Source organism: Pseudoxanthomonas sp., from assembly GCF_036845285.1.
Taxonomy (GTDB): domain Bacteria; phylum Pseudomonadota; class Gammaproteobacteria; order Xanthomonadales; family Xanthomonadaceae; genus Pseudoxanthomonas_A.
The window spans coordinates 1-23163 of sequence record NZ_DAIUEE010000022.1; the positions used below are offsets into that span (position 1 = coordinate 1).

Consider the following 23163-nt stretch of genomic DNA (forward strand, 5'->3'; position numbering starts at 1 on the left):
GCGACTTCCTTCACCATCTGCGCGCCCATGTTCTCGAACTTGTCGGCCAGTTCGATTTCCTTGGCGACGGAAACGCCGTCCTTGGTGATCGTCGGGGCGCCGAAGCTCTTCTCGAGCACGACATTGCGGCCCTTCGGGCCGAGGGTGGCCTTGACGGCATTGGCGAGAATGTTCACGCCGCGCACCATGCGCGTACGGGCGTCTTCACCGAAACGGATATCTTTGGCTGCCATTGGAAAAACTCCGTGATTCGTAATTCGTGATGAGTGATTCGAGAAACGTCGGGCGGCGGGAATTCGGATGGAGTGGGATCGTCAACGCGGTTGCGCTGCTGCGAATCACCAATCCCCAATCCCGCCTCGGCTTCAGCCGAGGATCGCGAGGACGTCGTCTTCCTTGATGATCTTGTATTCGATGCCTTCGTACTTGTACGCCGAACCGGAGTACTGGCCGTAGATCACCTTGTCGCCGACCTTGACCTTCGGGGCGCGGACGTTGCCGGTGGCTTCGACGAACTTGCCTTCGCCGACGGCGACGACTTCACCCTTGGTCGGCTTTTCCTTGGCGGCGTCGGGGATGATGATGCCGCCGAGCGAGGTTTCTTCGGCTTCGATCGGCTTGACCACCAGGCGGTCGTACAACGGCTTGATATTGCTCATGTCAATCCTCTTAAGTGATTGATTGGACTGGGAAAGGGTCGGGGATGTTAGCACTCCCCTCGGGGGACTGCCAACGCCGCGGGCATGAAAACCCGGCCAGGCCGGGATGCAGGGGATATTGGGTGCGCCGGACCGCTTTCAAGGGCGGCTGCGCATCTTTGTCGCAAGGGGCGCACCGGACAGGTCTGCAATAATCGCCGGCCCATGCCCGTCTTCCTGATCCTGTCCACCTGCCCGGACGCCGATACCGCCCAGCGGCTGGCGCGGACGCTGGTGGAAGAACGGCTGGCGGCCTGCGTGAACCTGCTGCCCGGGGTGGTCTCGACCTACCGCTGGCGGGGCCAGGTGGAGCAGGCGACCGAGGTCCAGTTGCTGGCCAAGACCACCGCCGACCGGCGCGATGCGCTGATGGCGCGGCTGGCCGAGCTTCACCCCTATGAACTGCCGGAGATCCTGGCGGTCGAAACCGCCGCCGGCCTGCCCGCCTATCTGGACTGGGTGGCCGCCGAAACCCGGGCCGACGCCCGCGCCTCCGAGTGACCCGATGACGCTGATCCGCACCCTGTTCGCCTGCCTGCTGCTGCCCCTCGCCTCGCTGATCGCGCCGGCCGCCTCGGCGGCGATCACCCAGGACGACCTGCTGCCGGTGGACGAAGCCTTCGTGCTGACCGCCACCGCGCCGACGCGCGACCGCATCGAGATCCGCTGGAAGATCACCGACGGCTACTACCTCTACCGGCACCGCACCGGCGTGGAGGCCGATGCCGGCTTCGCCGCGCAACCGCTGCAGCTGCCCAAGGGCAAGGCGTACCGCGACGAGTTCTTCGGCGACGTCGAGACCTATCGCGGCGAACTGCTCGCCACCCTGCCCGGCCAGCCGACGACGTCCACCGACAGCGTCACCCTGAAGATCAAATACCAGGGCTGCGCCGACGCCGGCATCTGCTACCCGCCGCAGACGCGCACGCTGAAGGTGGCGTTGCCGGCCGCCGGGGATGGCGGCGCCTTCGTGCCGCTGGGATCCGGCGCGCTCACCGGCGGCCTGCTGGGCCAGAAACCACAGGCCGGCATGGACGCGCTGCCGCTGCCGGCGGAACAGGCGTTCGCGTTCGAGGCGATCGCCTTCAACGGCAATGAGTTGCTGCTGCGCTTCACGCCGGCACGCGGTTACTACGTCTACCGCGACCGCACCTCGATGGCGCTGGAAGGTGCGAAAGGCGTCGCCCTGCAGGCGCCGCGCTGGCCGACGGGCAAAGCGCACCGGGACGAGCATTTCGGCGAAGTCACCGTCTACTTCGACCAGGCCGAAGTGCCGGTGCCGCTGCGACGCGAACATGCCAATGCCGCAAAGGCGACGCTGCGCGTGACCTTCCAGGGCTGCCAGACCGACGGCATCTGCTATCCGCCGATGACGCGGCGGGTGGCGCTGTCGATCCCCGCCGGCACGGTGACGCCGGCCAGCACGCCGGACGTGCCGGCGCCCATTGCCGTCGCGCCGCTGCCGACGAGCGCGACCACGACAACCGCAGACGACGCCCCGGCGGCCTCACCGGATGCAGGTGCGGAGTCGGCAACGACGCCCGTCGTGCCCGATGTCGAACGCACACGCCCGCCCGAAGACGTCCTGGCACGCAACCAGCCGGGCACCACGTCGCTGCTCGTCGCGCTCGCCCTGGCGCTGGTCGGCGGCCTGGTCCTCAACCTGATGCCCTGCGTGCTGCCGATCCTGTCGCTGAAGGCGCTGTCGCTGGCCGAAAGCGGCCAGAACGAAAGCGACGCGCGCCGGCGTGCGCTCTGGTATACCGCCGGCGTGCTGGTCAGCTTCGTCGCCGTCGGCGCTCTGGCCATCGCGCTGCGTGCTGCCGGCCAGGCGCTGGGCTGGGGCTTCCAGTTGCAGCAGCCCTGGATGGTCGGCCTGCTGGCCTACGTGATGTTCGCGGTGGGCCTGAGCCTGTCGGGCGTGTTTGCGGTCGGCCATCGCCTCGCCGGTGCCGGGCATGGACTGGCGTCGCGGCGCGGCCCGGCGGGTGATTTCTTCACCGGCGTGCTGGCGGTGGTCGTGGCCAGCCCGTGCACGGCGCCCTTCATGGGCGTGGCGCTCGCATACGCCTTCACCGCACCCACGCCGCTGGCGCTGCTGGTGTTCGCGGTGCTCGGCCTGGGACTGGCGCTGCCGTTCCTGCTGATCGGCTTCATACCTGCCTTGGCGAACCGCCTGCCGCGCCCCGGCGCGTGGATGGAAACACTGAAGCAGGTGCTCGCCTTCCCGATGTACCTGACCGCCGTGTGGCTGCTGTGGGTGCTGGGCAAGCAGCGCGGCATCGATGCCGTCGGCCTGGCCTTGATCGGCCTGGTGCTGCTGGCGCTGGGACTGTGGTGGTTCCAGCGCGTGCGCTTCGCCGCATCGCCGCTGCCGCGCGTGCTGGCGCTGGTGCTGGCCGCCGCCGCGCTGGTGCCGTTGGCGATGGTGCATCGTTTGCCCGCAGCGTCCGCTGCCGCACCGACGGCGGAAGGCCACGTGGCCTATGCCGCGGAACGCTTGGCGGCGTTGCGTGCCGAGGGCCGCATCGTCTTCGTCGACATGACGGCCGACTGGTGCGTCACCTGCAAGGCCAACGAGAAGACCGTGCTCAGCACCGCCGCGTTCCGCGACCTGCTCGCCACGCATGGTGCGGTGATGATGACGGGCGACTGGACCAACGTGGATCCGGCCATCACCGCCTTCCTCGAACAGCACAAGGCGGTCGGCGTGCCGTTGTACGTGATGTATCCGCGTAACGGCGGCGAAGGCGAGGTGCTGCCGACCGTGCTGACCCACGACACCATGCGGCAGGCCTTCGAACGGGCCGCGCGGTGAAGGTCACTACCCCGCGCATCCTGCTGGTGGCGGTCGCCGCCGCCGGCCTGGGCCTGCTGGCCAGCCTCTGGTTCAACGGCAATCCGCTATGGCGGACCGGCCCCGGCGAGCGCGCACTGCACACCGCCATCAATGCGACTGCGCCCGCCCCTCCGGCAGGCGTGACGCCGGCCGCGATCGGTGACCCGATGCCGGCCGTCGTGCTGCCCGGCCTGGACGGCAAGGTCGTCGATCTCGCCACGCGCTATCGCGGCAAGCGACTGCTGATCAACGTCTGGGCCAGCTGGTGCGGCCCCTGCATCGAGGAAATGCCGGAACTGGAGCGCTTCGCCACCTCGCAGGGCGCCGATGGCGTGCAGGTCATCGGACTGGCGCTCGACACGCGGGACGGGGTGCAGGATTTCTTGGCCCGGGTGCCGGTCGGCTATCCCATCGTGCTGGAGACGCCGGGTCCCGCCGACGCCAGCGTATGGCTCGGCAACGCCAAGGGCGTGCTGCCCTACACCGTGCTGGTCGGCGCCGATGGGCGCATCGAGCGGCAGAAAATTGGACCGTTCCAGCATGGCGAGATCAGCGGCTGGGCGCAGTGACCCCAAACGTCGGCGAAACCGACGCCAACGCGCAGGACAACCCTGCCACACGGCGATGCCGGCACCGTGCGCATCGCTCGCAAGCCCTTGATCCGGCGCACCCGGCGCCGAAAATCAAACAATCGTTTAAATCATGGCGAACTTCGGCGAACTGGACAGCATTACCTGCTTCAAGCAGACTGCCGCCCTTCCGCTGGAGACGCTGATGGCGAAGCTGCTGGTCCTGCATGGTCCCAACCTCAATCTGCTCGGCACCCGCGAGCCGGAGGTCTATGGCCACGCGACGCTGGCAGACATCGACCTGGCGCTGGCGGCACAGGCGAAAAGTGCCAGCCACCAGTTGGACAGCTTCCAGTCCAATGCCGAGCACGCCCTGGTCGACCGCATCCAGGCCGCCCGCACCGACGGCACCGCCTTCATCCTGATCAACCCGGCCGCCTTCACCCACACGTCCGTCGCCATACGCGACGCGCTGGCGGCGGTGGCCCTGCCCTTCATCGAAGTCCACCTGTCCAACCCGCACAGCCGCGAACCCTTCCGCCACACCAGCTATCTGAGCGACAAGGCGGTCGGCGTGGTTTGCGGCTTCGGTGCCGACAGTTACCGCTACGCGCTGGACGCCGCCCTGCTGCGGCTGCCCGCCTGACTTTCTGCTTTGTTCCCTGCGGGGAACAGCGTTCAACCACGAGGCTCCCATGGATCTCCGCAAAATCAAGAAACTGATCGACCTGCTGGAAGAGTCGAACCTGGCCGAAATCGAGATCAAGGAAGGCGAAGAATCCGTGCGTCTGGCGCGCACCCCGAAAGGCGTCTATGCCGCGCCCGCCGCACCGGCCCCGGTCGCCTACGCCGAACCGCGCGCTGCCGCACCGATGCCGATGAGTTCGCCGACCGAGGCCTCGACCGGCGGCACCGCCAAGGCGGGCAACGCCCTGCCGGACGGCCATGTGGTGCGTGCGCCGATGGTCGGCACGTTCTACGCCTCGCCGTCGCCGGACAAGCCGTCGTTCGTCAGCGTCGGCCAGGCAGTGAAAGCCGGCGAGACGCTGGCGATCATCGAGGCGATGAAGATGTTCAACCCCATCGAAGCCGACGTCTCCGGCACCGTGCTGTCGATCCTGGCCGAGAGCGGCCAGCCGATCGAATTCGACCAGCCGCTGTTCGTCATCGGGTGATTGGTGATTCGTGAGGGGTGATTCGCAAGAGCGGCCTCACCAACGACTCGATGTTTGGCGTGACGCCATGGATCTGGTCGTGATGATCTACGCGTACTCGACCGACTTCCCGAATGAGGAGAAGTTCGGACTGACATCGCAGATGCGTCGCTCGGCAATCAGCGTTCCCTCCAACCTTGCGGAAGGCGCCGCACGCAAATCCACCCCCGAGCTGCTCAGGTTCCTGTCCATCGCACGAGGTTCGCTCGCCGAACTGGACACCCAGATCGAAATCGCAGTTCGGCTCGGATTCGCTCCCCAGTCACCAGAACTGCAGTCCACGCTCGACCGCACATTCGCCAGGCTGAATGCACTGATCGCCAGCATCGGCAGAACAACCAGCGAATCACCCATCACAAATCACGAATCACGGCCCTAAACCATGCTCGATAAAGTCGTTATCGCCAACCGGGGTGAGATCGCGCTGCGCATCCTGCGCGCCTGCCACACCCTCGGCATCCGCACGGTCGCGGTGCATTCCACCGTCGACCGCAACCTCAAGCACGTGGCCATGGCCGACGAGTCGGTCTGCATCGGACCGGCGGCCTCCAAGGACAGTTACCTCAACGTCCCGGCGATCATCGCCGCGGCCGAGGTGACGGACGCGCAGGCCATCCATCCCGGCTACGGCTTCCTGTCGGAGAACGCCGACTTCGCCGAACGCGTGGAGCAGTCCGGCTTCATCTTCATCGGCCCCAAGGCGGACACCATCCGCATGATGGGCGACAAGGTCGAAGCGATCCGTGCCATGCAGGCGGCCGGCGTGCCGTGCGTGCCGGGCAGCGGCGGGCCGCTGGGCGACGACATCGTCGCCAACACCAAGATCGCGCGCGAGATCGGCTACCCGGTCATCATCAAGGCGGCGGGCGGTGGCGGCGGCCGTGGCATGCGCGTGGTGCACGTCGAGGGCGCGCTGAAGGCCGCCATCGAGATGACCAAGTCGGAAGCCAAGGCCGCGTTCGGCAATGGCGAGGTCTACATGGAGAAATTCCTGGAGAATCCTCGCCACGTGGAGATACAGGTACTCGCCGACGGCCAGGGCGGCGCCATCCACCTGGGCGAACGCGACTGCTCGATGCAGCGCCGGCACCAGAAGGTGGTGGAAGAAGCGCCGGCCCCCGGCATCACCGAAGAACTGCGCAACGAGATCGGCAAGGTCTGCGTGGAAGCCTGCCTGCGCATCGGCTACCGCGGCGCGGGCACGTTCGAGTTCCTGTTCGAGGATGGCCGCTTCTACTTCATCGAGATGAACACCCGCATCCAGGTGGAACATCCGGTGACCGAGCGCATCACCGGCATCGACCTGGTCTGCGAGCAACTGCGCATCGCCGCCGGCCAGAAGCTGACCATCAAGCAGAGCGACGTCGTGCTGCGCGGCCACGCCATCGAGTGCCGCATCAATGCCGAAGACCCCGACACCTTCATGCCGCACCCGGGCCTGATCCAGCACTTCCATCCGCCGGGCGGCCCCGGCGTGCGCGTGGACACGCACATCTACGAAGGCTACCGCGTGCCTCCGAACTACGACTCGATGATCGCCAAGCTCATCGTGCACGGGCCGGACCGCGACACCGCCATTGCCCGCATGCGCGTGGCACTCAGCGAAATGGTCATCGACGGCATCAAGACCAACATCCCGCTGCAGCAGCGCATCATGCGCGACCAGGGCTTCCAGGCCGGTGGACAGAACATCCATTACCTGGAAAAGCGCCTGGCCGAACGCAAGAACAAGGCGATCTCGCTGGTCTGAGTCCGCCATGCGGCTGAAACAGGAAGGGCCGGGATGTCGCCATCCCGGCCCTTCCTGTTTGCGCGGACGATGCAGTGGCGCGGGGTTACCGGTCCGGCGCCTGCTGCGTTCCCGGCACGGGCGCCGCGCCCAGTGGCGAGGAGGGATCGCCGATCCGCACCACTTCGGACGAGCCATCGGACCACACCACCTTGATGGTGCTGCCGGGCGACAGCGTGGAGAACGGCGTGCCGCTGCGCGCGCGATAGAGCGCGGCGACCTGCGCCGCGCCGAGACGGCGCGCATCGTCCGGCGCATGGATGGTCATGTGCCCCACCCGCGACAGGTCCCGGAAGCCGGGGTCGCGCGTTTCGATGACGATCGTGGCGGCCGCGGCGGCATACGCCACCACCACCAGTCCCCAGACCAGGAGATTCACTCCCGGCCGCGTGCGCTTGTATTTCATCCGTCCACTCCCGGGCGGGCCAGCAAGGTGCCCACCATCTCGTCCACATTGTCCGCACCCTGGCGCGGGACACCGGCGTCCCGCGCAAAGGTAGTGAAATCCTGCGATTCGTCCTGCGAGCAGATGCCGCCGTTCACGCAGTAATTCGTCATCATCGAGCCGCCCGGGCTGCAATCCATGCCCAGCTGGCACGCCGCGATACGCCAGGCGATCTCGCTCAGGTCGCTGCCCGACACCTCACCCAGCGTGTCGCGCCTGCCACTGCCGATCGTCCCCATGGCCGGGGCGATGGCGAGGTAGGCGAAGGGATCCTCGGAATCGAGCACACGCCGCACCAGGTCGCGCCGGTAGTCGTCGCCATCCTGCAGGGGCTGCTCCATCGCCAGCAGCGACGCTTCCGCCGCCAGGCTTCCTGCACGCGCCGCCTGCATCCGCTGGGTGATGACGGTCGGCAACGAAAAGCCATCCTGCGGCACGAAACGCGCGCATCGCTGTTGCAGGCGCTGCCGCGCCGCGAGCATGGCGCTGCCGCTGGACAGGCCGAGGCTCGCGATGGCGCGCGTGTCCTGCGCATAACCGCCAGGATCGGCCGCATAACCGGCGCAATGGTCCTGCACCAGGCTCAGCAACCACATGGCATCCGCATCGCCGGCAGCGGCGAGCGTCATCAATTCACGCGAGTAGGCGAACAGGTCCGTGCTGTCCTCGAATCCGCGGCGCAGCGGCGACAGCGCGGGCAGCGCATTCGCCGACACCGGGCGCAACATCGCCTGGGTACGCGCCGGAGAGAATGGGTCCGCCTCCTGCACCATGGCGCCATCGTCGCTCAACGCGGGCGCATGCAGCAGCGGCCCCGCCTGGCGCAGCGGCATCCACGCCAGCGCACCCAGCAGGCCCACCAGCATCATCGGCATCAGCAGCTTCCGGGGCACGCTTTCATTATCCCGGCGCTTCCCGCGCGTTACAACGCGATGCGCGTGCGTTCACGACCCCGGTCACGCCCTTTCGTCGCCGACCCGCGGTCCGCGAGGCGCGTGAGACAATTCCGGCCCGTTCATCTTCACCGCCCTCGACCATGCCTTACCTGGAACTCTCCCTGCGCTGCACCGAAGCCGAGCAGCCGCGCTACGAGAACGCGCTGGAGGATGTGGGCGCACTGTCGGTCACCCTGCTCGACGCCGATGCCGATACGGGCAACGAACGCGCCATCCTGGAACCCGGCGTCGGCGAGACGCCGCTATGGAAAGCGCTGGTGCTCACCGCGCTGTTCGATGCGGGGACCGATGCATTGGCCCTGCTGGCGGCGCTGGAGGCCTTCGATCCCGGGCTGGACTGGACCCAGGCCGGCTTCCGCCAGGTCGAAGACGAGGACTGGGAACGCGCATGGCTGGACCAGTTCAAGCCGATGCAGTTCGGCGCGCGCACCTTCATCGTGCCGTGGAACCACGATGTGCCCGGCAATGCCGGCGACGATGCGGCGATCGTGCGGCTCGATCCCGGCCTGGCGTTCGGTTCCGGCACGCATCCCACCACCGCGCTGTGCCTGCGCTGGCTCGATGCCCTGGCCGGCGAAGGCCGGCTGCAGGGACAGCGCGTGCTCGATTTCGGCTGCGGCTCAGGCATCCTCGCGCTGGCCGCGCTGAAGCTGGGCGCCGCACGGGCGGTCGGCGTCGACAACGATCCGCAGGCCTTGCTGGCCAGCACCGACAACGCGCAACGCAACGAGGTGGGCGCGGACTTCAGCGTGTACCTGCCCGATGACGAACCCGTCGCGACGTATCCGGTGGTGGTGGCGAACATCCTCGCCTCCGCGCTCGATGCATTGGCCGACACACTGGCCGCGCGCGTGGCGACGGGCGGCCGCATCGCGCTGTCCGGCATCCTCAAGGGCCAGGAAGACGACCTGCTTGTCCGCTATGCGACCTGGTTCGATGCACTCGTGGCCACGCAGGACGGCGACTGGATGCGCATCGATGGCATCCGCCGCTGAGGCCGGCACAGCGTACCGCCGGTCACAACACGCCGGCGGGCGAGCGTGGTTGAATACCGGCCATGTCCATCGCCTGCCCGCATTGCCAGTTCCTCGTCGCGCGTGATCCGCACGCGGGCAATCCGCCAGCGGACTGCCCGCGCTGCGGCAAGCCATTGACGACGGCACGCGAGCCAGTGATGCCGGCACCCAGCCTGGCCACGCTGTTGTATGCAGCGCCGCTGCGGGAAGCAGGCACCGGCGAGCCGCAGGCCATCGAGCGTGACGCCACGGCGCAGCCATCGGTCGAGCAGGAAGCAGCACCTTCCGTCGTCGTTCTGGGCGATGCGTCCCCATCGCTGCCGGAGACAGGGGACGAGATCGCCAGGCCCGACGGTGAGGCCGTCCGCAGCGATACCGTCGAACCCGTCGACCTCACGCCATCCGACAGGATGCCGGTCGACACCGCCGACGGCGCGCCGCCACTCGCCGCACGCAGGGCCGCAGGGCCTCGCTTCCTGCATCGCACGCGCACCACGCCGGTGCATACGCGTCGCGCGCGCGGACAGTGGACCATCGTCACGGCACTGGCGTTGTCGCTGTGCCTGCAGATCGTGATCGCCGATCGCGCGCGACTCGCCACGCAGGCGGGATGGCGACCGGTGGTGGTGACGTTGTGCGGCCTCTTCCGCTGCGACGTGCCGACCTGGCGCGAACCCACCGCCTTCAGCATGCTCAGCCGCGATGTCCGTCCCATCGCCGGGGCGCCCGGCACGCTGCAGGCGCAGGCCACGTTCCGCAACGAGGCGCGCTGGGCGCAGGCATGGCCGGTGATCCTGCTGACGTTGAAGGATGCCGACGGTCGCACGCTGGGCGCGCGTGCGTTGCAACCCGCGGATTACCTGCCGGAAGGCGAGGCGCTCGGCGCCATCGGCCCGGGCCAGAGCGCACAGATGGCCGTGCGCATACGCGAGCCCAGTGCCAGCGTCGTCGCGTTTTCCTTCGACTTTCGTTAAGCCCTCCGGATTCATCAAAAAGCGGATGCGCGCGCCGCGATCAGGCGCTAGACTCGTCCCCCCGCCGAATACCCATACGCACAAGGCGGGCATCTGCATCCGTAGCGCCCAGGGGATCCGATTGAACGCTGCCTCCACCCGCCAGGACACGCCACGCGCCGCGTCGCGGCCGCCGCTGCGCGAACATGTCGCGCAGTCGGTACGCCGCTACCTGCGCGACCTGGACGGATGCGACGCGGACGACGTCTACGAGATCGTGCTGCGCGAAATGGAAATCCCGCTGTTCGTGGAAGTGCTGAACCACTGCGAAGGCAACCAGAGCCGCGCGGCCGCCCTGCTCGGCATCCATCGCGCCACGCTGCGCAAGAAGTTGAAGGACTACGGGCTGGCCTGACCGCCCCGGACGCCGTGGTGCAGCGCGTTATAATCCGCGCCCCGCTCCGCGCCGCCGCTCTCCATGACCCTCGATCTCCAGCCCGTTCGCCGGGCGCTGCTGTCCGTTTCCGACAAGACCGGCCTGCTCGACCTGGCCCGCGCCCTCGCCGCCCGTGATGTCGAACTGTTGTCCACCGGCGGCACCGCGAAAACATTGCGTGACGCTGGCCTGGCCGTGCGCGACGTGGCCGACGCCACCGGATTCCCCGAGATGATGGATGGTCGCGTCAAGACGCTGCACCCGAAGGTGCACGGTGGCCTGCTCGGGCGCGCCGGCATCGACGACGCGGTGATGGCCGAGCATGGCATCGGCGCGATCGACCTGCTGGTGCTGAACCTGTATCCGTTCGAATCGGTCACCGCGAAGGCCGACTGCACGCTGGCCGATGCGGTGGAGAACATCGACATCGGCGGGCCTGCGATGCTGCGTTCGGCGGCGAAGAACTTCGCCCGCGTCGCGGTCGCCACCGATCCGTCGCAATACGCCGGCCTGGTCGCCGAACTGGACGCCAACGACGGCGCGCTGTCGGCGAAGACGCGCTTCGCGCTGTCGGTCGCCGCGTTCAACCGCGTGGCGCAGTACGACGCCGCGATCAGCAACTACCTGTCCGCCGTCACCGACACCTCGTCCGACATCCCGGTGCGCAGCGCGTTCGCCGCGCAGGCGAACGGCAGCTTCATCAAGGTCATGGACCTGCGCTACGGCGAGAACCCGCACCAGCAGGCCGCGTTCTACCGCGACCTGTACCCCGCGCCCGGCTCGCTGGCCACGTTCGAGCAGTTGCAGGGCAAGGAACTGAGCTACAACAACATCGCCGACAGCGATGCCGCGTGGGAATGCGTGCGCCAGTTCGACGCGCCGGCCTGCGTGATCGTCAAGCACGCCAACCCCTGCGGCGTGGCCGTCGGCGTGGCCTGCGGCGACGCGTACGAACTCGCTTACGCGACCGACCCCACCAGCGCATTCGGCGGCATCATCGCGTTCAACCGCACGCTGGATGCGGCCACGGCGAAGGTCATCCTCGACCGCCAGTTCGTCGAGGTGCTGATCGCGCCGGACTACGAGCCCGCCGCGCTCGACTACGCGAAGAAGAAGGCCAACGTGCGCGTGCTGCGCATCCCGCTGGCACCGGCACCGCGCGGATTCATCGACACCAAGCGCATCGGCTCGGGCCTGCTGATGCAGACCGCCGACGATCGCGTGGTCACCCGCGACGAACTGAAGGTGGTGACGAAGCTCGCACCGACCGAACAGCAGTTCACCGACCTGCTGTTCGCGTGGAAGGTGGCGAAGTTCGTCAAGTCCAACGCCATCGTCTATGCGAAGGACCACCGCACCATCGGCGTCGGTGCCGGCCAGATGAGCCGCGTGTACTCGGCGCGCATCGCCGGCATCAAGGCCGCCGACGCGGACCTGGTGGTCGAAGGCTCGGTGATGGCGAGCGATGCCTTCTTCCCGTTCCGCGACGGCATCGATGCCGCGGCCGCCGCCGGCATCAAGGCGGTGATCCAGCCGGGCGGTTCGATGCGCGACAACGAGGTGATCGCCGCTGCGGACGAGCACGGCATCGCGATGGTCTTCACCGGCGTGCGCCATTTCCGCCACTGACGCATCGGCAGCCGAACTTCCCGGGAGCACAAGTCCGCCATGAACCGCCTGCGCAACGCGTTCTCCATCGCCATCCCCTCGATCGTGCTGCTGGCGCTCGGCGGCTGCACGGACACCAACGGCCGCCTCGAGGAAGCCCGCGTGAAGATCGCGGCCACGTTGCCGGCGCCGTACTTCGAAGACCTGGTGACCGAGTCGGTCGCCGTCGATGGCCGGCGCCTGGTGCTGACAGTCCGCAGTCCGGCAGGCAGCGCCGTGAAAACGCGCGAGGCCCCCGGCTTCGACACGCTTGAGCAAAGCGAGCGGATGGCGCTGCGCGAACTGTGCGGACAGCCGGAGATCATGCCGCTGATCGAGACCGATGCAGTGCTCGCACGCCGCTTCGTGGATCGCGACGACGCACTGTTCTTCGATGTCGAGTTCCCTGCGCGCGATTGCGCGAACCCGCCGGCCGAGCCGCCGGCCCAGCCATGAGGAATGTTCCGTGAAAGTCCTGGTCATCGGTTCCGGCGGTCGCGAGCATGCGCTGGCGTGGAAGCTGGCGCAGTCGCCGCGCGTGGACGACGTGATCGTGGCGCCCGGCAACGCCGGCACCGCGACGGAAGCGAAGTGCCGCAACGTCGCCATCAGGGTCACCGACATCGACGCCCTGCTCGCGATGGTGCAGGCCGAAGGCGTGGGCCTGACCGTGGTCGGTCCCGAAGTGCCGCTGGTGGCGGGCGTGGTGGACCGTTTCCGCCTGGCGGGCCTGCGCATCTTCGGCCCCACCGCTGCCGCCGCGCAGCTGGAAGGCAGCAAGGCGTTCGCGAAGGATTTCCTCGCGCGCCATGGCATTCCGACTGCGTTCTACGCGGTGCACACGGACGTGGACGCCGCGCTCGCCTACGTCCGCGAAAAGGGCGCGCCGATCGTCGTCAAGGCCGACGGCCTGGCCGCCGGCAAGGGCGTGATCGTGGCGATGACGCTGGACGAGGCCGAGGCCGCCGTGCGCGACATGCTGTCCGGCAACGCGTTCGGCGATGCCGGTGCGCGCGTGGTGATCGAGGAGTTCCTGGAAGGCGAGGAAGCCAGTTTCATTTCGATGGTCGACGGCACCACCGCGTTGCCGATGGCCACCAGCCAGGACCACAAGCGCGTCGGCGACGGCGACACCGGCCCCAACACGGGCGGCATGGGCGCCTACTCGCCCGCACCCGTGGTCACGCCCGAGGTGCATGCGCGCGTGATGCGCGAGGTGGTGAACCCCACCGTGCAGGGCATGATCGCCGACGGCGTGCCGTTCGCCGGCTTCCTGTATGCCGGCCTGATGATCGATGCCGCCGGCGCACCGAAGGTGATCGAGTTCAACGTGCGCTTCGGCGATCCCGAGACGCAGCCGGTGATGCTGCGCCTGCAGTCCGATCTGGTGGACCTGGTGGAAGCGGCCATCGATGGCCGCCTCGACGCGACCGAGGCGCAATGGGATCCGCGCCCCTCGCTCGGCGTGGTGATGGCAGCGGCGCCGTATCCGGAAACACCGGTGACCGGTGACGTGATCGCCGGACTGGACGGCGTGCCTGCGACCGCCAAGGTCTTCCACGCCGGCACTGCGCTGGATGCGGACGGCCATGTGGTCAGCGCCGGCGGCCGCGTGCTGTGCGTGGCGGCGCTGGGCGATTCGGTATCCGACGCGCAACGCAACGCCTATGCCGGCGTCGATGCGATCACGTGGGCCAACGAGTTCCATCGCACCGACATCGGATGGCGCGCGATCGCGCGGGAGCGCGCTGACCGATAGTGCTTTCTGCGCATGTCATGCCGCTGACACCCATGAGGCGCAGGCTTGCACGCCATGCCGAACCTATCCGACGCGGCCATGGCCTTGCTGTTCCGGTGCAGCGAAGATGCGCTGTACTGGCTCACCAGGGACTCCGAGGGCCTGTGGGACCGGAACGATCTGCCGGGCGAATCGCTGCTGTTGCTCCATGAGATGGAGGTGGCGGGGAATGGGCTGGATCCCGGCAACGACGAGGACGTCGCGCTTTTTCTTCGCGAATTGCGCCGACGCGCACGTCGCGCCGGGCGCGTGCAACGCAACGCAGTCCGGCCCGACCAGGCAGGGGGCGATGCGGAATGGCGACCGGGTACGCCACATTGGGACCGGTTTGTCGCCGATGACGGCGCCCACCCTTTTCACTTGCTGGAGGCGGCGGATTCGCCCACGCCGGAAGCACCCGTCTTCGACCCCTACCATTCCGAAGTTGCGGCATGGGCATGGCTGGCGCGCCATTTCGAACGACGCACCCGCGACATCGCTGCGTTTCTGCTGATTTCTCCGTCGTGGTGCCGGCAGCGCAGGCGCCGCGCCCGCCACGCCGTCAACATCCAATGGCCACTATCGTGCCGGCGCCTGCCGGACGAAGAGCATGAGCGGTCCATCCAGCCATGGCGTCGTTTCAAGCTGCCGCCGCGATCGGCCCCTTCGTATCTATCGCAATGCCCGCTCGATTTCTGGCAATGCCCTCAGCAGCCGGAGCGCGGACAGCTCTGGCTGCTGTGACGCTATCGGCACCCGCGATCACGGCCGAACCGAGCAATGACCTTCAGGCCGACACAAAAAGCGCCGCGTGTTCGCGCGGCGCACTACGCAGGTACTGCGGCGCGATGGCGATCGTCTCGCCCAGCGCCACCGCCGCGTGCCAGGGCCAGCGGGGGTCGTAAAGGACGCCGCGCGCAAGGGCGATGGCATCGGCCTGTTCCTGCTGCAGGATGTCTTCCGCCTGTTGCGGCGTCGTGATCAGGCCCACCGCGATGACCGGCAGGGCGACCTCGCGCTTGATCGCGTCGGCGAACGGTACCTGATAGCCGGGGCCCAGGGCGATCTTCTGCGCGGGATGCAGGCCACCACTGGACACGTGGATGAAATGGCAGCCGCGCGCGTCGAGCGCCTGCGCCAGTGCGGTGCTCTGCGCCAGGTCCCAGCCGCCCTCGACCCAGTCTGTGGCGGAAATGCGGATGCCGACCGCCATCGACGCCGGCACCACGGCCTTGATCGCATCGAACACCTGCAGCACCAGCCGCATGCGGTTCTCCAGCGAGCCGCCGTAGGCGTCATCGCGTCGGTTGCTCAGCGGCGACAGGAACTGGTGCAGCAGATAGCCATGCGCGGCGTGGATCTCGATCAGGTCCAATCCAAGGCGCACCGCGCGGCGCGCGCTGTCGGCGAAGGCGGCGATGATCGCGTCGATGCCGGCCTGATCCAGCGCAAGCGGCGCATGCTGGCCCTGGCTGTAAGGCAATGACGACGCGGACACGGTCTGCCAGCCATGCGCTGCATCCGGGGCGATCTGCGCACCCTGGTCATCCCAGGGGCGCTGCGTGGACGCCTTGCGGCCGGCATGTGCCAGCTGCACGCCGATCGGCATCGCGGAGTAACGGCGCGTCGCCGCCAGTGCGTTCGCGAACGCCGCCTCCGTCGTATCGTCCCACAGGCCGAGATCCGCCCAGCTGATGCGCCCGCGCGGCTCGACCGCGGTGGCTTCGATGATCGCCAGTCCGGCACCGGACTGCGCCAGGTTCGGCCAGTGGAAGGCATGCCAGTCGGTCGCACGACCTTCGTCGGCGGAGTACTGGCACATGGGAGCGATGACGATGCGGTTGGCAAACGTCAGCGGCCCCAGCGCGAGGGGTGAGAACAGGCGGCTCATGGAGGCAGAGGACCGGACGACGTGGGGCGGCCACTATCCGCCTGCGCCGCAGGTCCATCAATGCCATCGACGGAACACTGTCGGGTGCGACGGCTGGCACCGCCATCGCGATTTGCTAGGCTGCGCGCAACCCACGGAGGGCGCATGTCCAGCCACAGCCAGTTTTCGCTGCTGACACAACGGCGGTTCCTGCCGTATTTCACCGTCCAGGCACTGGGCGCCTTCAACGACAACGTCTACCGGCAGGCCATCATCGGCCTGCTGATCTTCCTCGGGGCCAGCACCGACGAGCGCGCGCTGTACGCGATCATCGCGCCGGCCATCTTCATCCTGCCGTACTTCCTGTTCTCGGCGATCGCCGGCCAGATCGCGGAGAAGCTGGAGAAGCAGCGGCTGATCGTCATCACCACGACGATGGAAATCGTGATCATGTCGCTGGCGGCCGTCGGCTTCCTGCTGCAGAACATGCCCGTCCTGCTGATCGCGCTGTTCTGCACCGGCGTGCAGTCCACGCTCTTCGGACCGGTGAAGTATTCCGTGCTGCCCTCGATCCTCAAGCCGGAGGAACTGACGGGCGGCAACGGCCTGGTCGAGATGGGTACGTCGATCTCGATCCTGTGCGGCATGATCGCCGGCGGCATGATCTTCCAGGTGGCCGGCGCACACGGTCCGCAGGCCGCCGCCATCGCCATCGTCCTGCTCGCGGTGCTGGGCAACGTGCTGTCGCGGCTGATCCCGCGCATGGACGCCGGTGCGCCCGACCTGAAGATCAACTGGAACCCGCTCCCCGAGTCGCTGGTCGTACTGCGCATGGCCAAGCAACAACTGGCCGTACGCAACGCCATCCTCGGCGTGTCGTGGTTCTGGTTCTTCGGCACCCTGCTGACCTCCCAACTGCCGACGTACGCCGAACTGCACCTCGGCGCACCCAGCGATTCGGCCACGCTGTACGTAGCGGCGCTCGCGCTGTTCTCCATCGGCACCGGCGTAGGCTCGCTGCTGTGCGAGAAACTGTCGGGCCGCACCGTCGAGATCGGCCTGGTACCGGTCGGCGCGTTCGGCATGACGGCGTTCCTCATGGACCTGTACTTCGCGCGCCCCAGCCTGGCGCCGGTCGGCGGGCTGGACCTCGCGCAGTTCGTGCGGCAGCCCGGCAGCGCGCGCATCATCATCGACCTGGTCGGCATCGGCATGTTCACTGGCATCTTCGTGGTGCCGCTGTTCGCGCTGATCCAGAGCCGCACGCGCACGTCGGAAATGGCGCGCGTGTTCGCCGCGCTGAACATCCAGAACTCCGGCTTCATCGTGCTGGCGGCGCTGGCTGGCCTGGCGCTGCAGCGTGGACTGGACTGGAGCAGCCCGCAGATGTTCCTGGCGCTGGCCATCGCCAACGCGCTGGTCGCGATCTGGATCTTCACGATCATGCCCGAATTCCTGATGCGCTTCCTCAGCTGGCTGCTGGTACGCGGCCTGTACCGGCTGCGCCTGCACGGCATAGAAAAGAACGTCCCGGACGAAGGTCCGGCGCTGATCGTCTGCAACCACGTCAGCTACATGGATGCGCTGATCCTGGCGGCGACGATCCCGCGACCGGTGCGCTTCGTCATGTACTACAGGATCTTCCAGATTCCGGTGATGAGCTGGATTTTCCGCACCGCGAAGGCGATTCCGATCGCCGGCGCGCGGGAGAACCAGGCGTTGATGCAGCGCGCATTCGAGGAGATCGACGCTGCACTGGCGGCGGGCGAGATCGTCGGCATCTTCCCGGAGGGCGCATTGACGAAGGACGGCGACATCGCCGCCTTCAAGTCCGGCGTGGAAAAGATCCTCGAGCGACGGCCGGTGCCGGTCGTGCCGATGGCGCTGAAGGGCATGTGGGCCAGCATGTGGAGCCGCCGCGACACGCGCCTGGGTCGCATGCGTGTGCCGCGACGGTTCCGCGCACATATCGAGGTCATGGCGGGCGAGCCGATGGACGGCGCAACGGTGGATGCAGATCAGTTGGAAGCACGCGTACGGGCGTTGCGGGGCGATGCGGCGTGACGGTTTCGTTAATCGCGCCACTCGGTTAGGCTATTTGAGGGGCTGTGGCAGCAAGCCTTTGCCGCCCGCTGAGAGCATTCACGCCGTTTCACTGCCTTCGGAAGACCAACATGAGTGCCATGCCCCCTCTGCCCTCGCAGCACGCGCCCTATGTCCCTAATCATCTTGTCTGGGCCATCTTGAGTACGCTGTTCTGCTGCCTGCCACTGGGCATCGTCTCCATCGTGTTCGCCGCGCAGGTGGACGGCAAGCGTGCCGCGGGTGACCTGGCGGGCGCGCAGGATGCGTCGAACAAGGCAAAGCTCTGGGCCTTGGTATCCGCCGCCTGCGCATTGGTGCCGCTGGTCCTATACCTGTTGTTCGTCTTCCTGATCGGCGGCGTCGGTCTACTGGGCGGACTGAGCGGCTGAAGCCAAAGGGAATATCGGATGAATTCCATACCCCCCCTTCTAGGTGCCGTCCCCCAGAACATCCCGGGCCATCTGGGCCGGTCGATCACCATCACGGTAAGCGTTCCGGCAAGCCATCGAACAGACGCAACGGCAACAGTGACGCAATGACGAATACGTCCCTACAGCGTGCTGGCATCGCCGTCGCCAGTCTGGCTGGTGTGGCGGCGTTGGCAGTTGGCATATGGTTACTGCGCACCTTCGACCCCAATGCGGTCGGCAATCCCTTTCCCGCCTGCATCTTCAAGACCCTTACCGGTCTCTACTGCGCCGGTTGCGGCGCGACCCGTGCGCTCCACGCACTGGTGCACGGCGATGTAGGCAAGGCGTTTTCGATGAATCCTCTGCTGGTTTTCGTACTGCCGCTGCTTCCGATACTCGCGGCATGGTCGCTAGGCTGGCGTCCAGCGTGGCTCCACCCGTTCGTGCGGCGTGTTTCCTCCCCCATCCTGTGGCTGCTACTGCTCTCGGGATTCTGGATTCTCCGCAATCTGCCCTGGGCGCCTTTTACTTCGTTGGCCCCCGGCTGATACTGCGGCTCGCTGGCCTTGCTCACCCTTTCACGCTGCTATCGCCCTCAACCCCAACCACCCTCAAGGAGCAAGACCCATGAACACGAACACGCAGTACGTCCCCAACCACCTGGTCTGGGCGATCCTCTCCACGTTGTTCTGCTGCCTGCCGCTCGGCATCGTCTCGATCGTGTTCGCCGCGCAGGTCAACGGCAAGCTGGCCGCCGGTGACGTCGCCGGCGCACAGGATTCCTCGGAGAAGGCGAAGAAGTGGGCGATGTGGTCGGCGATCGCCGGCGTGTCGCTGGCGGTGCTGTACATCATCTTCATCTTCGCAATGGGCGGCATGGCGGCCCTGTCGCAGTAAGCACTCTTGGCATGACGCAAAGAAAAGCCCGCGGATGCGGGCTTTCTCTTTGGCCGGCTCAGCTCACCCAGCCGCCGATCACGAACACCGCAAGTACCGCCAGCCACACCAGCAGGATGCGCCAGACAAGGCTCATCGCATCACGCAGCTCGGGCAGTTCGCGCATGGCCTGCACCATGCCCTCTTCCGCGTACTCCTCGGCTTCTTCCGCCAGTTCGCCGCGCACACTGGCGCGTGCCACCTGACCCAGGAATCCGGTGTCGAGACGGAAGCGCGCGCCGCCCGCGTCGCGCCATGTGGAGAACACCGTATCGAAGTTGCCCACCAGCGCCATCGCCAGTGTCATCAGTTGCGCGACCGGCCAATCCAGCGCCGTCTTGAGTGCGCGTGCCCCATTGCCGTTCCGTTCCGGCAGGTCGCTGGCCGATGCGCCCTGCGCCGCCAGCCGATACAGGATCGCACCGACCGGGCCGAGCAACAGGAACCAGAACAGCACGCCGAACCAGCGCTGCAACGCGTTCGCGAACACCGCTTCGACCAGCGCGGGACCGTCCAGCGCCGCGGTTTCGCCAGCCAGTCCGAGCCGTGAAATCGCTGCGCGACGGGTCGGCGCGTCGTGCGCGTCGATGACGGCCTCGACATCCACGTCGAGGTCGCGGGGTCCCCACGCATAGACCAGCACGGCCAGGTCGAACACCAGGCCCACCAGTCCGTACACGGGGCCATCGAGTATCCACTGCAACACGGCGACGACCAACAGCACCGGCACGAGGGCCAGTGCGATGCCGTAGCGCTCCCGCCAGGCATCGCCGACGGACTGGCCCAGCCAGTGCCGCCATGCCGCATACCAGCCGTACTGGCGGAACGACGCGACCAGCGTGGGTGCGACGTGGCCAAGCACCAGTGCAAGCACGACGGCGACAAGCGTGATCGACATGCGGTTCCTCCGGGCCGGATTCTAGCGCGCCGTGCCGTTAACGCCCGGTCTCGACCGGCATGGCCGCGCTGCGCATGCCCGCATGCCAGTGCTCGATCAGCGCACGCGCGATCGAGATGGACGGCGACAGCAACAGGCCTTCGCCGTCATCGCCACCGTCGCGCGCGAGTGCGGCATCGATCTCTTCGAAGGTGAACCAGCGCGCGTCCTCGAGTTCGCCATCGACCTGTGGCGGGTCGGGTTCGGCCTCCGCGCAGAAGCCCAGCATCAACGCCCCGGGGAACGGCCACGGCTGCGCGCCGAGGTAGCGGCACGCGCGCACGCGCACCTGCGTCTCCTCCAGGACTTCACGCACGACGGTCTGCTCCAGCGTCTCGCCCGGTTCGACGAACCCGGCCACCACGGAATACCGCCGCGGCGGCCACGCCGCCTGCCGCCCCAGCAACAGGCGCTCACCGTCGCTGACGGCCACGATGACTGCAGGATCGACGCGCGGGTAATGGTCCTTCCCGCATTGCGTGCAATGGGCCGTGTAGCCCGCGCGCCGGAACGTGATGTCGCCGCCGCAGGCACTGCAGAAGCGGGTGGACGACTGCCAGTGCAGCAGCGCGCGCGCCATCGCGAATACGCCGGACTCGAACGCGGGCCATGCCGCAGCCGCGCGCCGCAGGTCGAGCCACGTGGGCGCCTGCACCGCATGGTGGCGGGCATGCGCGGCGAACCAGGCCACGCCGTCGCGCAATCCCAGGAAGAGGCTGGCACCCGGACCGCCACCCAGTGAACGGCCGTCCAGCGCACGCAGCGATCCATCGGCGCCGGTGAGCGCACGCCCCTCATCGTCCAGCAACAGCACGCGCGCCGCCGGCCATCGACGTGCAAGCGCTTCGGTGTCATCACGCAGTGCGTCGGCGCGATCCAGCGTGTCGCCTGCGAAGGCGAAGCCGGACAGTGGAGCGGAGGATGTGGCGGGACCTGTCACGGAGCGCGGCAGGCGTGGCGTCACATGCTGAAACTGCTGCCGCAGCCGCAGGTCGTCTTGGCGTTGGGGTTGCGGATGACGAACTGCGCACCCTGCAGGCTCTCGCTGTAGTCCACTTCCGCGCCCATCAGGTACTGCAGGCTCAGGGGATCGACCAGCAGCGACACGCCATCGGTATCGACGGCGACGTCGTCCTCGGCGCGGTTTTCGTCGAACTCAAACCCGTACTGGAACCCCGAACAGCCGCCGCCCTGGATATAGACGCGCAGCGCAAGCGATTCGCTGCCCTCTTCCCGGATCAGTTCGCGCACCTTCGCGGCCGCGGCGACCGTGAAGTTCAGCGGCCGGTCGATGGACTGGTAGTCCGGGGCGGCGGGCGCAGTAGGCAGGGAAACGACGGTAGTCATGGCGAAAGGATGGGGGCTGGCGGGAGGCAGTTCAAGCTCAGCGCGCCCCTTCGCCGGCTCCTTCCTTCGCCGTGGCCTGTGTCCACGGGAACGACTGTTCGACGGCGGCGCCGCCCTGGGGCACCAGGCGGGCGATCACCCGGACCGGCTTGAAGCCCGGCGGCAGCAGCAGATCGCCTTCGATCTGCTGGAAATACTTGAACGAATAGGCCACGCCGGGCGCGTTGGGTTGCTGGCGCAGATCCGCCCAGCCCAGGCGCCGCAGCTTGCCGGCCTCGGTGCCTTCCACCGACACCAGCAGGCGACCTGCATTCACCGCGCCTCGGTTGAGGTTCTGGGTGAGGGTGGCGGTGAAGTGCCAGGCCTGCTCGTCCTGGGGCTGCAGGGTGAGTTCGTGGACGGACAGGCCGCGGCGCTGTGCGGTCGCGCCGACGAACCGCTCGTAGAAGGCAACGTCCGTGCGCAGGCCGGCGATTTCCTCGTCACGCTCGGACAGCGTGGCCTGCAGGTCGCGATTGGCGTCGCGGCTGATCTGGTCCGAGCGCGACAGCGTGGCGACCTGCTGCTCCAGCGATTCGATGCGCTGCTGCTGGCCACGAAGCTGGGCTGGCGTGGGGCCTTCGCCCGTGCTTCCCGCCAGTCCGCGCCACAGCACCCAGCCACCGGTCGCAAGCAGCAGGACCAACGCCACGATGGCGATCACCGGTCCCTTGCGGAAGCGCGGCGGCGGCACGGTCGGCGGAAGGGGCCTGGCATTCATGGCCGCAGGATAGCGCGGCCGTTCCCAGCGGGTTCTGAATGGCGCCGTCAGGCGTCGGCGGCCGCCCAGGCTTCCGGCAGCGCCGATGCGTCCCGCGCGCCAGCGTCTGCCGGCACGGCGTCCGCATGCACCAGCCTGCCGGTCAATTGCGCGCCCGCGCTCATCTCCACGACCTTGTAATGCAGGTTGCCGTGCACGCGGGCCTTGGTGGCCAGTTCGATACGCTCGAGCGCGTGGACATCGCCGGTCATGCGCCCATTGATCACCACCACGGGCACCTGCACCTCACCCTCGATGCTGCCCTGCTCGGCCAGCGTCAGCACGGCGCGCGCGCCGTCTTCGGCGATCACCTTGCCCTGGATGTGGCCTTCCACGTACAGCCCTCCACTGAACACCACGTCGCCGCGGATGGTGACCTGCGGGCCGATCAGGGTGTCGATGGCACCCACGTCGGGACGGATGGGCTTGGTCTTGAACAT

27 protein-coding genes and 1 pseudogene are annotated in these 23163 nt (G+C 67.7%); 18 read left to right on the forward strand and 10 right to left on the reverse strand.

Going from position 1 to position 23163, the window contains the following annotated elements:
* A partial coding sequence (locus tag V7060_RS17790) for a TCP-1/cpn60 chaperonin family protein (protein WP_334180548.1) occupies window positions 1-233 on the reverse strand: 233 nt, incomplete at its 3' end.
* A 132-nt stretch (window positions 234-365) separates the two neighbouring features.
* Window positions 366-659, reverse strand: coding sequence for a co-chaperone GroES (locus V7060_RS17795; RefSeq protein WP_334180549.1), 294 nt, complete (start codon window positions 657-659; stop codon window positions 366-368).
* Window positions 660-863: 204 nt separating this feature from the next.
* Between V7060_RS17795 and cutA the strand changes: the two genes are divergently transcribed.
* From cutA to accC, 7 genes are all read left to right on the forward strand, one after another.
* Complete coding sequence (gene cutA / locus V7060_RS17800) at window positions 864-1199, forward strand: divalent-cation tolerance protein CutA (RefSeq protein WP_334180550.1); 336 nt, start codon at window positions 864-866, stop codon at window positions 1197-1199.
* Window positions 1200-1203: 4 nt separating this feature from the next.
* Window positions 1204-3516: a protein-disulfide reductase DsbD gene (locus tag V7060_RS17805; protein ID WP_334180551.1), complete on the forward strand. Its 2313-nt coding sequence runs from the start codon at window positions 1204-1206 to the stop codon at window positions 3514-3516.
* A complete protein-coding gene (locus V7060_RS17810) occupies window positions 3513-4106 on the forward strand; it encodes a TlpA disulfide reductase family protein (RefSeq protein ID WP_334180552.1) in 594 nt (197 codons plus the stop codon). The genes V7060_RS17805 and V7060_RS17810 overlap by 4 nt, the downstream gene beginning before the upstream one ends.
* A gap of 205 nt (window positions 4107-4311) precedes the next feature.
* Window positions 4312-4752, forward strand: coding sequence for a type II 3-dehydroquinate dehydratase (gene aroQ, locus V7060_RS17815; protein ID WP_334180579.1), 441 nt, complete (start codon window positions 4312-4314; stop codon window positions 4750-4752).
* A gap of 49 nt (window positions 4753-4801) precedes the next feature.
* A complete protein-coding gene (gene accB / locus V7060_RS17820; RefSeq protein WP_334180553.1) occupies window positions 4802-5281 on the forward strand; it encodes an acetyl-CoA carboxylase biotin carboxyl carrier protein in 480 nt (159 codons plus the stop codon).
* Window positions 5282-5291: 10 nt separating this feature from the next.
* On the forward strand, window positions 5292-5699 hold the full coding sequence (locus V7060_RS17825) for a four helix bundle protein (RefSeq protein WP_334180554.1): 408 nt from the start codon (window positions 5292-5294) through the stop codon (window positions 5697-5699).
* Window positions 5700-5702: 3 nt separating this feature from the next.
* Window positions 5703-7070, forward strand: a complete 1368-nt coding sequence (accC, locus tag V7060_RS17830) for an acetyl-CoA carboxylase biotin carboxylase subunit (protein ID WP_334180555.1) — start codon at window positions 5703-5705, stop codon at window positions 7068-7070.
* Between the two features lie 85 nt (window positions 7071-7155).
* On the opposite strand, the gene V7060_RS17835 is transcribed toward accC, so the two are convergent.
* Together V7060_RS17835 and V7060_RS17840 are read right to left on the reverse strand one after the other, a co-directional pair.
* Window positions 7156-7515: a hypothetical protein gene (locus tag V7060_RS17835; RefSeq protein WP_334180556.1), complete on the reverse strand. Its 360-nt coding sequence runs from the start codon at window positions 7513-7515 to the stop codon at window positions 7156-7158.
* Window positions 7512-8447 (reverse strand): hypothetical protein, encoded by a 936-nt coding sequence (locus tag V7060_RS17840; RefSeq protein WP_334180557.1) that lies wholly within the window; start codon window positions 8445-8447, stop codon window positions 7512-7514. Before V7060_RS17840 ends, V7060_RS17835 begins: the two co-directional genes overlap by 4 nt.
* A 143-nt stretch (window positions 8448-8590) precedes the next feature.
* Here V7060_RS17840 and prmA point away from each other — a divergent pair, with 143 nt between their 5' ends.
* The 7 genes from prmA (at window position 8591) to V7060_RS17875 (ending at window position 15083) form a co-directional block, all read left to right on the forward strand.
* Window positions 8591-9505 carry a 50S ribosomal protein L11 methyltransferase gene (gene prmA / locus V7060_RS17845; RefSeq protein WP_334180558.1) on the forward strand — a complete coding sequence of 305 codons (915 nt, stop codon included), beginning with the start codon at window positions 8591-8593 and terminating at the stop codon, window positions 9503-9505.
* A 62-nt stretch (window positions 9506-9567) separates the two neighbouring features.
* Window positions 9568-10500 (forward strand): DUF3426 domain-containing protein, encoded by a 933-nt coding sequence (locus V7060_RS17850; protein WP_334180559.1) that lies wholly within the window; start codon window positions 9568-9570, stop codon window positions 10498-10500.
* A gap of 121 nt (window positions 10501-10621) precedes the next feature.
* Complete coding sequence (gene fis, locus V7060_RS17855) at window positions 10622-10894, forward strand: DNA-binding transcriptional regulator Fis (RefSeq protein ID WP_334180560.1); 273 nt, start codon at window positions 10622-10624, stop codon at window positions 10892-10894.
* A gap of 63 nt (window positions 10895-10957) precedes the next feature.
* Window positions 10958-12544 carry a bifunctional phosphoribosylaminoimidazolecarboxamide formyltransferase/IMP cyclohydrolase gene (gene purH / locus V7060_RS17860; RefSeq protein ID WP_334180561.1) on the forward strand — a complete coding sequence of 529 codons (1587 nt, stop codon included), beginning with the start codon at window positions 10958-10960 and terminating at the stop codon, window positions 12542-12544.
* Between the two features lie 39 nt (window positions 12545-12583).
* On the forward strand, window positions 12584-13018 hold the full coding sequence (locus V7060_RS17865; RefSeq protein WP_334180562.1) for a hypothetical protein: 435 nt from the start codon (window positions 12584-12586) through the stop codon (window positions 13016-13018).
* Window positions 13019-13028: 10 nt separating this feature from the next.
* Window positions 13029-14321, forward strand: a complete 1293-nt coding sequence (gene purD, locus V7060_RS17870; protein WP_334180563.1) for a phosphoribosylamine--glycine ligase — start codon at window positions 13029-13031, stop codon at window positions 14319-14321.
* Window positions 14322-14399: 78 nt separating this feature from the next.
* Complete coding sequence (locus tag V7060_RS17875; RefSeq protein WP_334180564.1) at window positions 14400-15083, forward strand: hypothetical protein; 684 nt, start codon at window positions 14400-14402, stop codon at window positions 15081-15083.
* Between the two features lie 43 nt (window positions 15084-15126).
* On the opposite strand, the gene V7060_RS17880 is transcribed toward V7060_RS17875, so the two are convergent.
* Entirely contained in the window at window positions 15127-16230 is a 1104-nt protein-coding gene (locus V7060_RS17880) for an NADH:flavin oxidoreductase/NADH oxidase (RefSeq protein ID WP_334180565.1), read from the reverse strand.
* Between the two features lie 144 nt (window positions 16231-16374).
* Here V7060_RS17880 and V7060_RS17885 point away from each other — a divergent pair, with 144 nt between their 5' ends.
* The 4 genes from V7060_RS17885 to V7060_RS17900 all read left to right on the forward strand — a co-directional run bounded on the left by V7060_RS17885 (window position 16375) and on the right by V7060_RS17900 (window position 19601).
* The gene (locus V7060_RS17885; RefSeq protein ID WP_334180566.1) at window positions 16375-18273 is read left to right on the forward strand and encodes an MFS transporter; all 1899 of its coding nucleotides are present in this window, start codon (window positions 16375-16377) and stop codon (window positions 18271-18273) included.
* Window positions 18274-18392: 119 nt separating this feature from the next.
* Window positions 18393-18683 carry a CD225/dispanin family protein gene (locus V7060_RS17890; protein ID WP_334180580.1) on the forward strand — a complete coding sequence of 97 codons (291 nt, stop codon included), beginning with the start codon at window positions 18393-18395 and terminating at the stop codon, window positions 18681-18683.
* 146 nt (window positions 18684-18829) lie between these two features.
* Window positions 18830-19252 (forward strand): DUF2752 domain-containing protein, encoded by a 423-nt coding sequence (locus V7060_RS17895; protein ID WP_334180567.1) that lies wholly within the window; start codon window positions 18830-18832, stop codon window positions 19250-19252.
* 79 nt (window positions 19253-19331) lie between these two features.
* Window positions 19332-19601 (forward strand): CD225/dispanin family protein, encoded by a 270-nt coding sequence (locus V7060_RS17900; protein WP_334180568.1) that lies wholly within the window; start codon window positions 19332-19334, stop codon window positions 19599-19601.
* 58 nt (window positions 19602-19659) lie between these two features.
* On the opposite strand, the gene V7060_RS17905 is transcribed toward V7060_RS17900, so the two are convergent.
* From V7060_RS17905 to V7060_RS17925, 5 genes and pseudogenes are all read right to left on the reverse strand, one after another.
* Window positions 19660-20538: a cobalamin biosynthesis protein gene (locus tag V7060_RS17905; protein ID WP_334180569.1), complete on the reverse strand. Its 879-nt coding sequence runs from the start codon at window positions 20536-20538 to the stop codon at window positions 19660-19662.
* A gap of 37 nt (window positions 20539-20575) precedes the next feature.
* The gene (nudC, locus tag V7060_RS17910) at window positions 20576-21517 is read right to left on the reverse strand and encodes an NAD(+) diphosphatase (protein ID WP_334180570.1); all 942 of its coding nucleotides are present in this window, start codon (window positions 21515-21517) and stop codon (window positions 20576-20578) included.
* Between the two features lie 20 nt (window positions 21518-21537).
* Complete coding sequence (erpA, locus tag V7060_RS17915; protein WP_334180571.1) at window positions 21538-21924, reverse strand: iron-sulfur cluster insertion protein ErpA; 387 nt, start codon at window positions 21922-21924, stop codon at window positions 21538-21540.
* A gap of 37 nt (window positions 21925-21961) precedes the next feature.
* On the reverse strand, window positions 21962-22684 hold the full coding sequence (locus V7060_RS17920) for a DUF6776 family protein (RefSeq protein WP_334180572.1): 723 nt from the start codon (window positions 22682-22684) through the stop codon (window positions 21962-21964).
* A gap of 122 nt (window positions 22685-22806) precedes the next feature.
* A pseudogene (locus V7060_RS17925) lies at window positions 22807-23163 on the reverse strand (polymer-forming cytoskeletal protein); the annotation flags it as partial.

Coding starts and splice junctions, on each gene's coding strand:
- V7060_RS17795 (WP_334180549.1), bottom strand. CDS start 659: ATGAGCAATATCAAGCCGTTGTACGACCGCCTGGTGGTCAAGCCGATC.
- cutA (WP_334180550.1), top strand. CDS start 864: ATGCCCGTCTTCCTGATCCTGTCCACCTGCCCGGACGCCGATACCGCC.
- V7060_RS17805 (WP_334180551.1), top strand. CDS start 1,204: ATGACGCTGATCCGCACCCTGTTCGCCTGCCTGCTGCTGCCCCTCGCC.
- aroQ (WP_334180579.1), top strand. CDS start 4,312: ATGGCGAAGCTGCTGGTCCTGCATGGTCCCAACCTCAATCTGCTCGGC.
- accB (WP_334180553.1), top strand. CDS start 4,802: ATGGATCTCCGCAAAATCAAGAAACTGATCGACCTGCTGGAAGAGTCG.
- accC (WP_334180555.1), top strand. CDS start 5,703: ATGCTCGATAAAGTCGTTATCGCCAACCGGGGTGAGATCGCGCTGCGC.
- V7060_RS17835 (WP_334180556.1), bottom strand. CDS start 7,515: ATGAAATACAAGCGCACGCGGCCGGGAGTGAATCTCCTGGTCTGGGGA.
- prmA (WP_334180558.1), top strand. CDS start 8,591: ATGCCTTACCTGGAACTCTCCCTGCGCTGCACCGAAGCCGAGCAGCCG.
- V7060_RS17850 (WP_334180559.1), top strand. CDS start 9,568: ATGTCCATCGCCTGCCCGCATTGCCAGTTCCTCGTCGCGCGTGATCCG.
- purH (WP_334180561.1), top strand. CDS start 10,958: ATGACCCTCGATCTCCAGCCCGTTCGCCGGGCGCTGCTGTCCGTTTCC.
- V7060_RS17865 (WP_334180562.1), top strand. CDS start 12,584: ATGAACCGCCTGCGCAACGCGTTCTCCATCGCCATCCCCTCGATCGTG.
- V7060_RS17875 (WP_334180564.1), top strand. CDS start 14,400: ATGGCCTTGCTGTTCCGGTGCAGCGAAGATGCGCTGTACTGGCTCACC.
- V7060_RS17880 (WP_334180565.1), bottom strand. CDS start 16,230: ATGAGCCGCCTGTTCTCACCCCTCGCGCTGGGGCCGCTGACGTTTGCC.
- V7060_RS17885 (WP_334180566.1), top strand. CDS start 16,375: ATGTCCAGCCACAGCCAGTTTTCGCTGCTGACACAACGGCGGTTCCTG.
- V7060_RS17890 (WP_334180580.1), top strand. CDS start 18,393: ATGCCCCCTCTGCCCTCGCAGCACGCGCCCTATGTCCCTAATCATCTT.
- V7060_RS17895 (WP_334180567.1), top strand. CDS start 18,830: ATGACGAATACGTCCCTACAGCGTGCTGGCATCGCCGTCGCCAGTCTG.
- V7060_RS17900 (WP_334180568.1), top strand. CDS start 19,332: ATGAACACGAACACGCAGTACGTCCCCAACCACCTGGTCTGGGCGATC.
- V7060_RS17905 (WP_334180569.1), bottom strand. CDS start 20,538: ATGTCGATCACGCTTGTCGCCGTCGTGCTTGCACTGGTGCTTGGCCAC.
- erpA (WP_334180571.1), bottom strand. CDS start 21,924: ATGACTACCGTCGTTTCCCTGCCTACTGCGCCCGCCGCCCCGGACTAC.
- V7060_RS17920 (WP_334180572.1), bottom strand. CDS start 22,684: ATGAATGCCAGGCCCCTTCCGCCGACCGTGCCGCCGCCGCGCTTCCGC.